Origin of the sequence: Weissella muntiaci (genome assembly GCF_008107635.1) — a bacterium.
GTDB classification, from domain to species: Bacteria; Bacillota; Bacilli; order Lactobacillales; family Lactobacillaceae; genus Weissella; species Weissella muntiaci.
This window is the reverse complement of sequence record NZ_SDGZ01000007.1, coordinates 20,272-34,478: the sequence shown is the minus strand read 5'-3', so window position 1 is coordinate 34,478 and position 14,207 is coordinate 20,272. Positions and strand designations below refer to the sequence as shown.

General features: G+C 40.4%; 13 protein-coding genes. 12 read left to right on the top strand and 1 reads right to left on the bottom strand.

The genetic code is table 11. The features are described from left to right. Window positions 1-128 precede the first annotated feature (128 nt). The 12 genes from ESZ50_RS02145 to yidC all read left to right on the top strand — a co-directional run bounded on the left by ESZ50_RS02145 (window position 129) and on the right by yidC (window position 13,187). Entirely contained in the window at window positions 129-914 is a 786-nt protein-coding gene (locus tag ESZ50_RS02145; RefSeq protein WP_148621957.1) for a TraX family protein, read from the top strand. Window positions 915-1,345: 431 nt separating this feature from the next. Further along, entirely contained in the window at window positions 1,346-2,179 is an 834-nt protein-coding gene (gene mutM, locus ESZ50_RS02140; protein ID WP_148621956.1) for a DNA-formamidopyrimidine glycosylase, read from the top strand. Between the two features lies 1 nt (window position 2,180). Next, entirely contained in the window at window positions 2,181-2,777 is a 597-nt protein-coding gene (gene coaE / locus ESZ50_RS02135) for a dephospho-CoA kinase (protein WP_148621955.1), read from the top strand. Window positions 2,778-2,794: 17 nt separating this feature from the next. Further along, on the top strand, window positions 2,795-4,144 hold the full coding sequence (locus tag ESZ50_RS02130; protein ID WP_148621954.1) for a DnaD domain protein: 1,350 nt from the start codon (window positions 2,795-2,797) through the stop codon (window positions 4,142-4,144). Continuing rightward, window positions 4,137-5,102, top strand: coding sequence for a primosomal protein DnaI (dnaI, locus tag ESZ50_RS02125; protein WP_148621953.1), 966 nt, complete (start codon window positions 4,137-4,139; stop codon window positions 5,100-5,102). The genes ESZ50_RS02130 and dnaI overlap by 8 nt, the downstream gene beginning before the upstream one ends. Next, complete coding sequence (locus ESZ50_RS02120; RefSeq protein ID WP_148621952.1) at window positions 5,102-6,220, top strand: YibE/F family protein; 1,119 nt, start codon at window positions 5,102-5,104, stop codon at window positions 6,218-6,220. Before dnaI ends, ESZ50_RS02120 begins: the two co-directional genes overlap by 1 nt. Further along, entirely contained in the window at window positions 6,217-6,990 is a 774-nt protein-coding gene (locus tag ESZ50_RS02115; protein ID WP_148621951.1) for a YibE/F family protein, read from the top strand. The genes ESZ50_RS02120 and ESZ50_RS02115 overlap by 4 nt, the downstream gene beginning before the upstream one ends. A 107-nt stretch (window positions 6,991-7,097) precedes the next feature. Beyond that, the gene (locus tag ESZ50_RS02110; RefSeq protein WP_148621950.1) at window positions 7,098-7,787 is read left to right on the top strand and encodes a response regulator transcription factor; all 690 of its coding nucleotides are present in this window, start codon (window positions 7,098-7,100) and stop codon (window positions 7,785-7,787) included. 13 nt (window positions 7,788-7,800) lie between these two features. Then, window positions 7,801-9,285, top strand: coding sequence for a HAMP domain-containing sensor histidine kinase (locus ESZ50_RS02105; RefSeq protein ID WP_148621949.1), 1,485 nt, complete (start codon window positions 7,801-7,803; stop codon window positions 9,283-9,285). A gap of 79 nt (window positions 9,286-9,364) precedes the next feature. Then, window positions 9,365-10,366: a nucleoid-associated protein gene (locus ESZ50_RS02100; RefSeq protein WP_148621948.1), complete on the top strand. Its 1,002-nt coding sequence runs from the start codon at window positions 9,365-9,367 to the stop codon at window positions 10,364-10,366. Window positions 10,367-10,573: 207 nt separating this feature from the next. Further along, entirely contained in the window at window positions 10,574-12,061 is a 1,488-nt protein-coding gene (yjeM, locus tag ESZ50_RS02095; protein ID WP_148621947.1) for a glutamate/gamma-aminobutyrate family transporter YjeM, read from the top strand. A gap of 169 nt (window positions 12,062-12,230) precedes the next feature. Beyond that, on the top strand, window positions 12,231-13,187 hold the full coding sequence (gene yidC / locus ESZ50_RS02090; protein ID WP_148621946.1) for a membrane protein insertase YidC: 957 nt from the start codon (window positions 12,231-12,233) through the stop codon (window positions 13,185-13,187). Between the two features lie 38 nt (window positions 13,188-13,225). On the opposite strand, the gene ESZ50_RS02085 is transcribed toward yidC, so the two are convergent. Beyond that, entirely contained in the window at window positions 13,226-14,116 is an 891-nt protein-coding gene (locus ESZ50_RS02085; RefSeq protein ID WP_148621945.1) for a YitT family protein, read from the bottom strand. Window positions 14,117-14,207: the final 91 nt, after the last annotated feature.

Genomic DNA, 14,207 nt, shown 5'->3' with positions numbered 1-14,207 from the left:
CAACTTACGGGGTTCACATCAGCAAATTGATTTCTGCTTAGCGGGTCTTTTTTATTACACTTTTGTAAGGTTATATGTTTGGAAATGAAACTATAATTCTACTAAAGTCGAAAAGGGAGAGGTTAAAAATGTTTTCAAAAGTAGATGGGCGATGGGGGATTACCTCATTTGGTTTGAAGGTAATTGGAATACTGCTCATGGTGGTAGATCATATTCATGAAATGTTTTATTACGTGGGTATACCGACAGCATTTACAATGATTGGGAGAGTCGTTGCACCAATTTTCTTGTTCTTGGCTGCTGAAGGATATTATTACACACATAGTAAATTTGGGTATCTTAGAAATCTATTAGTTGGATTCTGGATCACAAGCATGATGGAGCTTGTGCTTCAACTATACCTACCAAATCCGCACATAGTTTTAATTAATTCAATTTTTGGAACATTATTCTTGAGTTTATCGCTTATGTGGATTGTTGATGGTCTATCCCATCCTAAGCAAAATACAAAAATGTTTATGTTTGCGCTGGGAGCGTTGCTCATACTCATAGTTGCTAGCTTAGGAATCTTCGCATTAATGTCACTGAATGATATGACACTACTTAGAACATATATGATTTTTGTTCCGTCGTTCCTAACAGTTGAGGGAGGGCTGCCCTTCATGCTACTAGGTGTCCTTTTCCATTGGACACGCGGAAACACCAAAATTCAAGCATTAGTCATGTTGTTATTTGGATTATCTACTCTTCTGTATGTTCACGACGGAATAACATGGATGACGATATTTGCTGCACCATTTATCTATTTCTATAATGGTGAGCAAGGCAAGAAGAGCAAATGGTTCTTTTATGTATTTTACCCTACGCACATAGCGATACTTTATATAGCGGCAACTTTGCTGTTTCCAAAATAAGTTTTTTTGCAATATAAAGAAAAGAATTCGAGGTAGCTGAAAATGCTTGATACATTTTTTCAAGTTGCAAATACATTTTTAGAAGGAATAATTGAGATGCTCTTCAGTTTCCTGATGATACCATTTCAAATTTTTACAGATGTTTTGCAGAGTTTGTTTGGATAAATAAGTTAGTAATTAATTGTTTTCCTTAATCCTAATAATCAATGGGCCACATTAATTAGTTTTGATACTAGTTAATGTGGCTTATTTTCTGCATAATAAATTCCAGCTTGAATTAGGTCAAACTTTCATTATTTGATACAATAACCCTAGCGATATTTATTGAGGGAAGCTAATTTCACAAACTTTGAGTTCATAAAAATCAAAAATGAGCGTTCGAGTGAGCGTTAAAATCTCAAAGCCTTTGTTCATAAGGGAGGAAGAGAGTAATGCCAGAGCTACCAGAAGTTGAAACGGTACGGCGCGGGTTAGAGCGTCTTGTTGTCGGCAAAGACATCATTAGTACAGAAGTCCGTTGGGACAGGATCATTAGCGGAATGGATCCGGAATTATTTAACAAAGCACTAAGTGGTAAAAAGATTGAGAGCATTGGAAGGCGCGGGAAGTATCTAATTTTCAACTTCTCTGATGATCTATCAATGGTATCCCATTTGCGAATGGAGGGAGCTTACTACACCGCACCGGCGGGAACTGAACCGGGTAAGCATGACCTAGTAACCTTCCATTTAAACGATGGTGTGGACTTGTTCTACCGTGATACGCGAAAGTTTGGACGGATGGTCCTAACTGACAGTGACAAAGTTATGCAGGTTAATGGTTTGGCATCGATTGGCCCAGAGCCAACTGAGAGTTCGTTGACCTTGGAGTATATGCTTGATGAATTTAAGCATAGTCGGATGCGCTTAAAACCATTTTTACTAGATCAAAAGCATATTGCTGGCCTCGGAAATATCTATGTTGACGAAACATTGTGGCAGAGCAAATTACATCCTAAAACTCCAGCAAATTTGGTGACGCCTGAAGAAATGGCAATTCTACGGGAGAATATCATTACGGAATTGGCTTACGCGACCGAGCATCATGGGACGACGGTGCATTCGTTTACAAATGCCTTTGGAGAGGCGGGAAGTTTTCAGAATGAACTGAAAGTTTATGGACGTGTCGGACAACCGTGCCTACGTTGTGGAACACCATTGGAAAAAATTAAAGTTGCACAGCGTGGTACGACATTTTGCCCGCATTGCCAAGTGGAGAAACATTGAGATGATTAAAGTGGGATTAACCGGGGGCATTGCCACGGGTAAGTCAACGGTTGCTGGCTATTTGAGAAAGCAAGGAATTCCAATCATTGACGCTGATGTTATTGCTCGCGAAGTTGTTGCAGTAGGTAAGCCAGCGCTTGATGAAATTCGGGTGGCCTTCGGTGATGCAGTGATTAATGAGACAGGTGAGCTTGATCGAAAAACATTGGGCAAGCTTGTTTTTGGTAATCGTACATTGTTGGAAAAACTTAATGCAATTACGCATCCATATGTATATGCCGAGATGGAGGCGCAAGCTGAACATTATCGAATAGCAGGGGAACAATTGGTAATCTTGGACCTGCCATTACTATATGAAACTAATAATCATGCTGGAGCCCAAAAAGTTATTGTAGTGGTGGTTACAGAAGAAAAACAGCTTGAGAGATTAATGAAGCGAAACGATTTATCGCTTGCGGAGGCTAAACAACGAGTTGCGGCTCAAATGCCTTTGGCGCAGAAGCAATTATTAGCCGATTTTGTGGTTGATAATAACGGCCCAATCCAGTCAACTTATGAGCAAATCGACCAAATTCTAAAGAAATTATTGAATGACTAATAAAGAGGAGGATCCTTATGTTTAATTTGAATCAAAGATTTAAGGTTATTCGCCTAAATGATATGACCCCTAATGAACAGGAAGCTTTGACAGTGCTATATCTACCAATCATTGGACGTGATGCTTTCACGCTGTATATGGCGCTATATTATCAACGAGAAGAGGTAGGGCATCCTCTTAGTCATCTAAATTTATTTGATCAATTGGTGCTGGATCAAGCGAAGTTTATTGCTGCTCGCGAAAAATTAGAAGCGTTAGGTCTGGTTCAGACATTTCAGCAAGATTTACAGCAAGGAACCCGGTGGGTATACAAATTGTTTACGCCAAACAATGCACAGAAGTTCTTGGCTGAGCCACTCTTGGCATCGCTTTTGGCGCACTACTTAGGGCAGGATAATTATGCGAAATTGGTAAGCCGTTATACTGAAAAGCAGGAAGAGATTACTGGAAACAATGTGACTAAATCATTCTTTGATGTGATCGGCTCGAAGTCTTTCGAACACATTGAGCCAAGCCCAATTGAAGGTACGAATGAGGTTGCACTCAACTTTGCAATCAGCCCCAATAACCAATTAGATATTGATTTAATCGGCGATATGTTGAAAAGCAACGGAGTCACTAAAGCCAATCTTCTGAAAAATATTGAAGAGTTGCAATTATATAAGCAATTGTATGATTTAACAGATCTTGAGATTGTTCGTTTAATTCAGACGACGCTCAATGCAGATGCAACCCTTAATTTGATAACGATGCAACGAAAGTTGGCGCAGGACTATCATGATCAACAGATCCGTCCGGCTACAACAGCCAAGAATACTCATCAAATGAAGCAACCAAATGAGACAGTTGAAAACACATCGAAACCACAAAAAGCAGAGCAGGCATTAATTGAGGCAGCTAAGACGCTGTCGCCATTACAGTTTTTAGGAAAGTTAAGAACGCAGAAAAATGGTTTTGTGACTGATGCTGAGCAAAAAACAATTACGAAGATGATTAAAGAAGGGCACCTACCAGATGAGGTGCTGAATATTGTCATTTATCAGTTAGTTGTTCGTGAGGGAAAAGCCTCATTGAGTCAAGCACTGGTTCAAACAATTGTAAATGACTGGCGCCAGGCGGGGATCTCTAGTGCTCAGGCAGGGCTAAAGTATTTGAATCAGCGAAACAGTCGAGCAAATACAACGAACAAGCAACAGACAACTAAGCGGAACTATCACAATCAGCGAAGCAATGTTAAAGAGACGCGACCAGATTGGGAACAACAACAGGTCGCACCGGTTGCAACTAATGAATTGATGGCTGCACAAAATGCACTTGCAGAATTAAATGCTAAAATAACTGCTGACAAGGAGAAGAAGCATGGCTGAAGATCTTTTTTCGGACAAAATTAAAGCTCGTGGTCAAATGAACATGAGTCAGGCGCTCCGCGAAAAGATGTCGGAGCTTAATCTAAATGGTGCCTTTGAGGAAATTAAACAAAAAGTGCTCAACGATTCAACGATTCATGCTTTTTTGCAGGAAAATCAAGTTCCTCAGACAATTATTGATCGGGATTTTGCAGTTTTATATGAATATTATAATCAGCAAAACAAGGCCCAAGCAGGTGAAAATGTAGTTCATCAAGGATATCGACCTAGTTTGGCCATTTCAGCGGATCAGATTGTTGTTTTATATCAACCAGATGAACAGACTGTTACCAACCAGAAATTAAAGGCTCAAGCGCAATTGGTTCAAGCAATTGGAATGCCAAAATTAATTGAGCGGGCTAAGTTAGCCGATTATGATCTCAACGCAGGCGGTCGGCAGGCTGCCTTTACAATGGTTGCCAGTTTCATTACAGAATACTTGGCAAAGCCGAAGGAATATCATCGAGCGCTGTATTTACATGGTTCATATGGAATTGGTAAAACTTATTTGATGGCAGGGATGGCGAATCAATTTGCCTCTGCCGGGATTCCAGTGACTTTAGTGCATTTTCCAACGTTTACAAATGAAATGAAAAATGCAATTGAGAACAACAAGGTTGCGGAGAAATTAGATGCTGTAAAGATTGCACCAATTTTGGTATTAGATGATATTGGCGCAGAGTCTATGAGTGCATGGATTCGTGATGATATTTTAGGAGTTATTCTGGAATACCGGATGCAGAATGAATTACCAACGTTCTTTACGTCTAATTTTTCGATGGATCAACTAGAGCATGAACATTTATTGACAACTCGTGATGGCCAAGAGCCTGTAAAAGCTGAGCGTTTGATGCAACGCATTAAATATTTGGCAAAGGAGGTTATGATGTCTGGTTCCAACCGGCGTCTAACTGACTAATGTTTAAATTCATACGGCTCTATCGACTTAGAGTAATTCAAGTTCTGATTTTGATCGCGATTACCTTAGGAAGTTATGTTTTTTTGAATCATAACATGCGGATGTATCAACAGCCAATTGCGACGGTTGTAGCAGTTAAGCATGATCAGCAGAGTAAAGTAAGTGATCAATTTGACAATCAAGTAACCCAACATGAACAAACTATCCAGGCTAAACTTGATAATGGTAAGAACCGTGGTAGCATAGTTCAATTAATGAACAGCGCCGATTCAGCACAAGGAATTAGTCAGGTGCTGCACGTGAATGACAAGATATTTTTGCAAAAGGGCGATGATGGTATCTGGCAGTTTTCAACGATGAAACGCGATCAGTTTTGGATACCCTTGCTTGTTTTGGTGTTGGGAATCTTACTTATTCTAATGGGGAAAACGGGGCGTTTAACGGCGATTTCATTGTTGGTAAACGTACTCTTATTTACCTTTACGATTTATTTGGACTTGCAACTACCAAATGGCAATATTTTTTGGTTGTTCATCGGATTTGCGATTGTTGCTTCAATCTTCACATTAGGATTAGTGCTAGGAATAAGAACAAAATTGATGTGGGCGGTAACAGTGACAGTTTTGTCAACAACTCTGTTAGCAATGCTAATTACGAATATCGTGTTTACTCTGACAAATAATAATGGTCTGCATTTGGAATTAATGGAGTACATTACACAGCTACCAAAGCCATTATTCTATGCGATGACGTTGGTTGGTATTCTTGGCGCGGTAATGGATGAGGCAACTGATATGATTGCGACTTTGTTTGCATTAATGGAGGAAAATCCCCACATCTCACTTCGAGCTTTAGTTGAGGCGGGCCGCCGGGTCGGGCAGGAAATATTTGGCGCTCTAACAAATGTGCTCTTTTTGATTTTTATTGCAGAGCAAATTCCAATGGTCATTTTGTATCTGCACAACGGTAATACTTGGTCATTTACATATATGCAGAATCTATCACTAGGAATGATTCAAACGTTAATTTCGGCAATCGCAATTGTGCTGACCGTTCCGGTCGGAATTTTCTGGGTTGTTTTATTAAAGAAGTTTGTGCTTAAAGGGAGGCTACAATGACGGTAACAATTGTATTGAGTCTAATCCTATTAGCATTAATGTTCTTAGTTGGCGGAATTAAGGGAATTGGTGCCTTTATTGCGTTATGGCTTAATTTTGCGATTTTAGTGGTAATGATCTTTGCAATTTCCTTTGGGTTCAATGCTACTTGGGTCTTGGTACTTGGTGGTGGAACAGTTCTCTTAATCACAATTTTAAGTACTGGTGCTAGTGAACAAGTAACGGCAAATGCTTTAATTATTGCGCTAACAATCATGGTCTTATTAACAATTTTAATCTTTCCGCTCGAACATCTAGCAATGGCACAGGGCTTTGCTGAACAAAATTCGGAAGAGTTGGAAGGCTTGTCCCTAGGAATCAGCGTTAGCTTTGTTACAATTGGGGTGGTCGCGGCACTTCTAGCAACGCTTGGTGCGATTGCCGAGGCGGCAGTGGCGATTGCGACAGCGATTGAAGAAATTCGTGAAAGTCAACCAGATATGCCTTTTAAAAAATTTATGATGGCAAGTAATCGAGTTGGCCAACAAATTGTTGGTACGGCAGTTAATACAGTGTTGTTTGGTTTCATGGCAGACTTTTTGAGTTTGGCAATTTGGTTTGCAAAACTGAACTATAATTTTGCGGCAATTATTAATTCTAAGTTATTTTCATCCGCAATGTTGTCGATGCTGTACGCAATCTTAGGTGTAGTATTAGTCTTGCCTCTAATGTTAGCTTTATACCGGTGGCAGGACTATCGGAAAGCGCATTCAGAAAGATTAAATAAATAAAGATAGTTTTGATACCATATAGCAAAAAAATATGATATCATTTTTTGTAGTAAATCAAGTTTAAATGAGACTTTATTAGATTATTAAAGAAAGAATTGGGTGACCAGATGAGCAGTATCCTTGTAGTTGAAGATGAGGTGAATTTGGCGCGCTTCGTAGAATTAGAATTGCAACATGAAGGCTATGATACTCGTGTCGAAGATAACGGTCGCGGTGGTTTGCAGGCCGCTTTGGATAATGATTATGATTTGATTCTGTTGGATCTAATGTTGCCAGAGTTGAGTGGGCTTGAAGTCGCACGTCGGTTACGAGAAGTTAAAAATACACCGATTATCATGATGACAGCCCGGGACTCGGTGATTGATCGCGTATCCGGCTTGGATTACGGGGCTGATGATTATGTTGTGAAACCATTTGCTATTGAAGAGCTGTTGGCACGTGTTCGTGCTTTATTACGGCGAATTAATATTGAAACCGAAGAGCATAGCACACATCAGAGTGTTGTTAAATATCGTGATTTAACGGTTGAGAAGGAAAATCGCATTGCGCGTCGCGGTAATGAAATCATTAATTTGACCAAGCGTGAGTATGAATTGCTGCTTATCTTAATGGAAAATATTAACATCGTACAAAGTCGTGAGGAGCTGCTTAAAAAGGTTTGGGGCTATGATTCACAGATTGAAACGAATGTTGTGGATGTTTATATCCGATATTTGCGTAATAAGATTGATTTATCTGACTCAAGAGCATCATATATCCAGACCGTCCGCGGTACAGGATACGTGATGCGTCAGTAAGGAGAGTTATCCAATGGTTGAAGAAACATCCATTGTCAAACAGACACCACAGCGTAAGATGTCGCTGCGCTGGAAATGGGCGCTCGGCTCAGCTGTTGGTGTTTTTTTGATATTCATATTATTTGCAATTTTTGTTAATGCAGCTTTTTCAAATGAGTTGTTACGACACGAGCGCCAACAAATGCAACAGTCTGCAACGGTGATTGCACAGCGTCTAGCACCATTAGACAGTGATCAGTTGGATAATGCATCAATTGAGCAACGCTTACGGGTGCATGGGGATGATTTTAGCGAGGGGACAACAGATCCAATTGCAATGAATGTCTCACGACCTGATTATACGATTACATTTTTCACTAAAGCTGGTAAACAAATTTATCCGACTAAGCAAAGTAATTTAAAAATCAGCCAGCCAAATAAAACTTATTTTTTCTTCAAGGGTAAGTTTCTAAACTTACGAGTACAACTAGTTCGTCAGGAAGTGATTGTAAATCAAGACGGACAAAAGATTGGTTATCTATTGATTGAAAATAACCTAACTGCTTTTCATCAGATCTTCCAAAGGATTTATCTAATTGTAGCCTTACTGATTGCAATTGGCTTAACATTAATCGCAATTTTTGGTTACTGGTGGTCGGCGCTCTTGCTGCAACCAGTCGCGGATATTCAAAAAGTAGTTGACCATTTGAAAGAAGATCCTCAGGCGCCTGATCGAGTTGAAATACCAGCACATTTCCATGACGAGCTTAGCTCATTGGCCGAGTTAGTAAATGATATGCTGAATCGAATGCAACGGTTTATTTTACAACAGCATCAGTTTGTGGAGGATGTCTCACACGAGTTAAGAACGCCTGTTGCAATTGTTAAAGGGCACATGGAGCTTCTAAACCGTTGGGGTAAAGATGATCCAAAAATTCTTGCTGAGTCAATTGCCGTATCACTTACTGAAATGAAGCGGATGGAGGGGCTTGTGCAAGAAATGCTTGATTTAACTCGCGCAGATCAAGTTGAGTTAACATTTACGGATGGCGATACTGATGTGCAAGAAGTAATTCATGCGGTGCATAATAATTTCCAAATGATCTACCCAGACTTTACTTTTGGCTTGGAAGATGATTTGGAAGGACCCACAATCGTAAATATGTCACGTGATCATTTGGAACAGATTTTGATTATCCTTTCTGATAACGCGGTTAAATACAGTCGCGAGCGTAAAGAAGTCCATTTTGCTGTTTCTTCGGCCGGTCCATCCGTTATGTTGGCGGTCCAGGATTTTGGTGAAGGTATCAATCCAGAGGACGCGGCACGGGTCTTTGATCGCTTCTACCGCGTAGATAAGGCTCGTTCAAGAAAACAAGGTGGTAACGGTCTTGGCTTGAGTATCGCTCAAAAACTGATCGAAGGATATGGGGGGCATATTGAGCTCGAGTCGGTATTAGGTCAGGGATCGATTTTTAGGATTACACTACCAATTAAGACAAAAAGAATTAATAAATGAGTTTGAAATAAGGCTTAATAGGGTTTAGCTGTTGGAGCAAACCTATTAAGTCTTATTATTTCTGAAAGGTGAATTAGTAATGATAATTAAACATGCAGTTTTGCATATACTAGACAAAGATGCTGGGCACTTGGTCACATCTCAAGGTGAACTACAATTAGGGCAAAGCGGGATTCATGAGTATCTCGAGAATATGGTTGCTAAGCTTGAACAAGGTGATGTTAAGACAGGACAGCTCGTTGCAACGGACTATTTGGCAGGTTACATTGATGCAAATAATGAATTGAGCTTTGCCGACAAGACGGGACAGTTAGCAGAGAAATTTTTTGAAACAATTGCGGCGGCTGAAGAAATTCCGGCGGGGGATGTACTAAGTTTTGAGTATTCAGAAGGCCCAGACGATTATTTTGCTTTGCTCAAACTGAATTTCGTGCCACGTTATGCCCATAACGTTGAATATCAAGATGATGTCATGGTTAATAATTTGGTTTTGAATCAGGCAATTCTACCGGCTGGTAGTCAGCGACCTGATGAAGGGATTATTGTTAATCTGATGACCGGAGAGTATATGTTGACGGAGAAGCGCTATCTGGTTGATGGTCATCGAGTTAACAATTTCTCAGAGCGCTTTTTGGAACTTTCACCAGAAGATTCTAATAAGGTGCAATTAACTGAGGTAAAAAAGGCCGTTAAGACAGTTGCTGACAAATATGATGTTCCATTACATGAAGCATTTGCAAAGGCTCAGGAAAGCGTTTTCGAGCAAATTAGCGATAGCGAGATCCTCAATGTTAAGGATGTAAGTGCAAAGGTCTTTGAACAAAATATTGCAGCACGTGAAGATTTCCAACGCGTGATTGCTGAGAAGGAAGTTGAACCAGAAATCACAATTGCAAACCCAGCGAAATATGAGAAGAAATTTGCAGTTCAAAGATTTAAATTAGATTCTGGGATTGAAATTTCGATTCCGACAACCATTTTTCATGACAAATCTAAGGTAGAAATAATCAACAATCCAGATGGCAGTTTATCGCTGATTCTGAAGGATATTGAAAGTATTATGAATAAATTCAATGGCTAAGTATGATGTAGATTGGATGTATTTTGCTTAACTAGCAAAGTTGTAAATGGCATTAAGCAGAAAAAACAATGAATAAATATGAGATAATTCGTAATTTTCTTGGTAAATTTTAATAAAGTTGCATTTTTTCTATGAAAAGGAGTAGAATGATAGAAATTGTTTTACATGAATTTTTTTCATAGTTTATTTTTAGGAGAATGGTTTCGTATGGATAAGAAACGAATTGGCCAGGGTGCCCTGATAATGATGATTTTTACATCGGTCTTTGGGTTCGCTAATGGTCCGGTGGCTTTTGCTCAAATGGGTTATGCTTCGATCATCTGGTATTTGGTCGGTGGGTTCCTATTTTTCCTACCAACTTCAATGATGTACGCTGAATTCGGTGCATCACTGAAAGAGTCAGAAGGTGGGATTTACTCATGGATGGAGGCAGGAATTGGAGCTCGTTGGGCTTTCGTTGCAACTTTCATCGTTATCGCGTCTTGGATCATTTGGATGATCAATGTTTCGCAAAAGGTATGGATTACGATCTCTACTCTATTGTTCGGATCTGATACAACTTCAACATGGTCTTTCCTAGGAATGAACGGTTTGCAGACCGTTGGTGTCCTGGCAGTTTTGTTCGTTGTAGTAGTAGCTTTCTTGGTTAATCGTGGAGTTCAATCAGTAGCAAAGATTTCAGCTGCCGGTGGATTGTTCGTAATGGCTTTGAATATCATCTTGTTGCTGGCATCAATTATTGTCTTGATTGGACATCATGGTGCTTTCCAAGAACCACTAAAGTTACATTCATTCATTCAGTCATCAAACCCATCATTCCATACGCTTAGTCAGGCAATCCAATTTGCCCTCTATGGTATTTTTGCCTACGCTGGTTTGGAGCAAATGGGTGGTATCATGAAGGATGTTGATCGCGCTGAGCGGACTTATCCACGAGCAGTTCTGATCTCAACAGTTTTGATTGGTGTTGGATACTCACTATCAATCTTGCTTTGGGGTGCTTCATCAAATTGGTCAACGCTTTTCAATGATAAGACCGTTAATTTGGGAAACATTACTTATGTAATGATGAACAACCTTGGTTATCAACTTGGTAACGCTCTTGGCATGGGGCATGGCGGTGAAGTTCTGTTAGGACAGATCTTTACTCGTTTTGCTGGTCTTTCAATGTTTATGGCCTACATGGGAGCCTTCTTCGTGCTTTCATATGCACCTTTGAAGTCATTTATCATGGGTTCACCTAAGGAAGTTTGGCCAGAGCGGATGCGTCGCCTTAATACCCATGGTGTTCCATCATTTACAATCTGGGGTCAAGCAATTATTGTCTCAGTATTGGTATTGGGAATTGCCTTTGGTGGTAATGGAGCAACGCAACTTTATCAAGTTTTGACGAACATGAGTAACGTTTCATCAACTTTGCCATATGTATTCTTGATTTTCTCATTCCCAATGTTCAAACGTTTGAACAACGTCGAGCGTCCTTTCGTCTTTTATAAGAGTAAGACGTCGGTTTGGATTGTGACCTTCTTGGTCGAAGCTTTGGTGATTGTGTCAATCGCTTTGACAATCATGGCACCATTCCAGATCAAGGATTACTTTGATGGTATCTGGACAATCGCCGGACCAATTGTATTTGGGTCAATTGCGATGATTATGTTTGAAATCGGTCAGCGTCGTGCTGGACGTAAGCTATAATCACTTTTAGATTAGTTAAATAAAATAAAGGTTGGAATTGTTGATCAATTCCAACCTTTTTTTACAAAAAGAACTGTAAAGCGTGCTAGGCGCACTATAATTTCTGCTAGATTTATGATAGGGATATGCTATAATTTACCTTATGATTTAACGTAAAGGAAGCTAAAGAATGAAAATTAAAGGGTTAACCCCAATATTAATGGTCGTTTTGGTCATTTTGATGATTACAGGTAAGATTGGTTTCTTACAGGTACCACTAACTGATTTCATGGAGTATGTGGATCATGCGATTGGTGGTGTTAACGCTATCGGTTGGTCAATTGTAATTTTGACTGTGGTAGTGCGGACAATCATGTTGCCGTTGATGGTACATCAACAACGTTTGGCCACGATTCAACAGGAAAAGATGCGGATGCTTCAGCCTCAGTTGACGAAGGTACAAGCAGCGCAAAAGGCTGCTACTAACCCAGCGGACCAACAACGCGCTAGTGCTGCAATGATGTCAATTTATCGTGAGAATAATGTGTCATTATTGGGTGGTATGAATTTTGCGGCATTGATTATTCAATGGCCAATCTTCTTTGGATTGTATCAAGCAATTCAGCATGCTAAGGGAATCAGTAGCACCGCCTTCTTTGGTATCACGCTTGGTGATAAGAGTATTACCTTAGCGATTGCAACCGCGGCAGTCTATGCACTCCAATCGTGGTTATCAATGATCGGTGTTCCTAAGGAGCAGAAGAAACAAATGGCAACCATGATGTACATGATGCCAATTATGATGTTCTTCATGACTTATGTGACCAATGCTGGTATTGCTTTATACTTCTTTGTCGGAGCAATTATGGTTGTTATCCAAACATTGATTATTGTTATTTGGCGTCCACGGCTACGTCGGAACGTTGAGAATAGCTTTGAGGTCAAGGATGTTGTAGATGACGCTTTGGCTGGTCGCTTGGAGTCTGCAGCGCCAAAGGGTGCCTTTGCACGAGCAATGCAACAAGCGCAAGAGAGTGCCGCTGCTCAGAGTCCCAAAGACATTGATGCATCAGAGCACGAGACAGATGATCAGAAAGTTTCAAATCGAGAGCGTAATGCCGGTCGGCAATCACGTGATAGTGAATAAGAAAAACGCCATCAACATTAATTGTTGATGGCGTTTTTTTAGCTCAATCTTGTAAAGCGTTTCTTTGGGCGGTTAAAGGTGAATCCTTCGCCCAGCGTTTCTTGGACCTCGGAAATTGAAACGAAAGCATGTTCGTCAAATTCGTTAATGATTTCGCGAACGACAGCTAGTTCTGAGGCGTCTACCACGGCATAAACAACTTGTTGCTGATTATGGGTATAACCGCCTTCGGAATGTATCAACGAAGTTCCACGGCCAAGCGTGTCCATAATTGCATGACTAATTTCATCCGGGTGGCTGGTAAAGATCATGAAGGCACGTGCTGCATAAGCGCCTCCTTGCGTAAAGTTGACCACTTGGGCAAACACGAATGAAGCAATCAAGGTATAAACCATGTGATTCAAGTCGATATAAACCAACGAGGCAATAAGTACAACAACATCAAGCGCGAACAGCGACCGTCCCATTGGAATAGCGAAGTTTTTCTCAAAAATCCGAGCCAGCACGTCTGTACCACCGGTCGTTCCGCCTGCCCGATAGATAATACCAGAACCGAAGCCGGCGAAAAGCCCTGCTAATAATGCTGAAATGAAGATGTCGTGGTGAAGATTAATGTTTGAAGGAAACATCTGCCAAAACCAAAGCCAGAAGGAAAGGGCGGCAGTGCCAAAAATCGTATAAATTAAAGATTTACGTCCCAGTTGGCGGTACCCGAAGAGTAGGAGGGGAATGTTGATCAAGAGAGTGGCATAGGCTGGATTGAAACCAGTTAGCGCACGGATAATCAAGGTAACCCCAGAGACGCCACCTTCAGCAAGGGCATTAGGAATATTAATGTTAATAAGCGACCAGCCATATAGGGCCGTTCCAATTGTAAAAATTAGTAGATCGCGGATGCGGATCCGATCATTCTTCAGTGTTGTTGTCATACCACACCTCCCCAAAATATTATGATAGATTTAATTCTAACAGCCTCGTTAGTAATTTGCTAACAAATTAAAAGAGCCAGTAGCGACTACT

Coding starts and splice junctions, on each gene's coding strand:
- ESZ50_RS02145 (WP_148621957.1), top strand. CDS start 129: ATGTTTTCAAAAGTAGATGGGCGATGGGGGATTACCTCATTTGGTTTG.
- mutM (WP_148621956.1), top strand. CDS start 1,346: ATGCCAGAGCTACCAGAAGTTGAAACGGTACGGCGCGGGTTAGAGCGT.
- coaE (WP_148621955.1), top strand. CDS start 2,181: ATGATTAAAGTGGGATTAACCGGGGGCATTGCCACGGGTAAGTCAACG.
- ESZ50_RS02130 (WP_148621954.1), top strand. CDS start 2,795: ATGTTTAATTTGAATCAAAGATTTAAGGTTATTCGCCTAAATGATATG.
- dnaI (WP_148621953.1), top strand. CDS start 4,137: ATGGCTGAAGATCTTTTTTCGGACAAAATTAAAGCTCGTGGTCAAATG.
- ESZ50_RS02120 (WP_148621952.1), top strand. CDS start 5,102: ATGTTTAAATTCATACGGCTCTATCGACTTAGAGTAATTCAAGTTCTG.
- ESZ50_RS02115 (WP_148621951.1), top strand. CDS start 6,217: ATGACGGTAACAATTGTATTGAGTCTAATCCTATTAGCATTAATGTTC.
- ESZ50_RS02110 (WP_148621950.1), top strand. CDS start 7,098: ATGAGCAGTATCCTTGTAGTTGAAGATGAGGTGAATTTGGCGCGCTTC.
- ESZ50_RS02105 (WP_148621949.1), top strand. CDS start 7,801: ATGGTTGAAGAAACATCCATTGTCAAACAGACACCACAGCGTAAGATG.
- ESZ50_RS02100 (WP_148621948.1), top strand. CDS start 9,365: ATGATAATTAAACATGCAGTTTTGCATATACTAGACAAAGATGCTGGG.
- yjeM (WP_148621947.1), top strand. CDS start 10,574: ATGGATAAGAAACGAATTGGCCAGGGTGCCCTGATAATGATGATTTTT.
- yidC (WP_148621946.1), top strand. CDS start 12,231: ATGAAAATTAAAGGGTTAACCCCAATATTAATGGTCGTTTTGGTCATT.
- ESZ50_RS02085 (WP_148621945.1), bottom strand. CDS start 14,116: ATGACAACAACACTGAAGAATGATCGGATCCGCATCCGCGATCTACTA.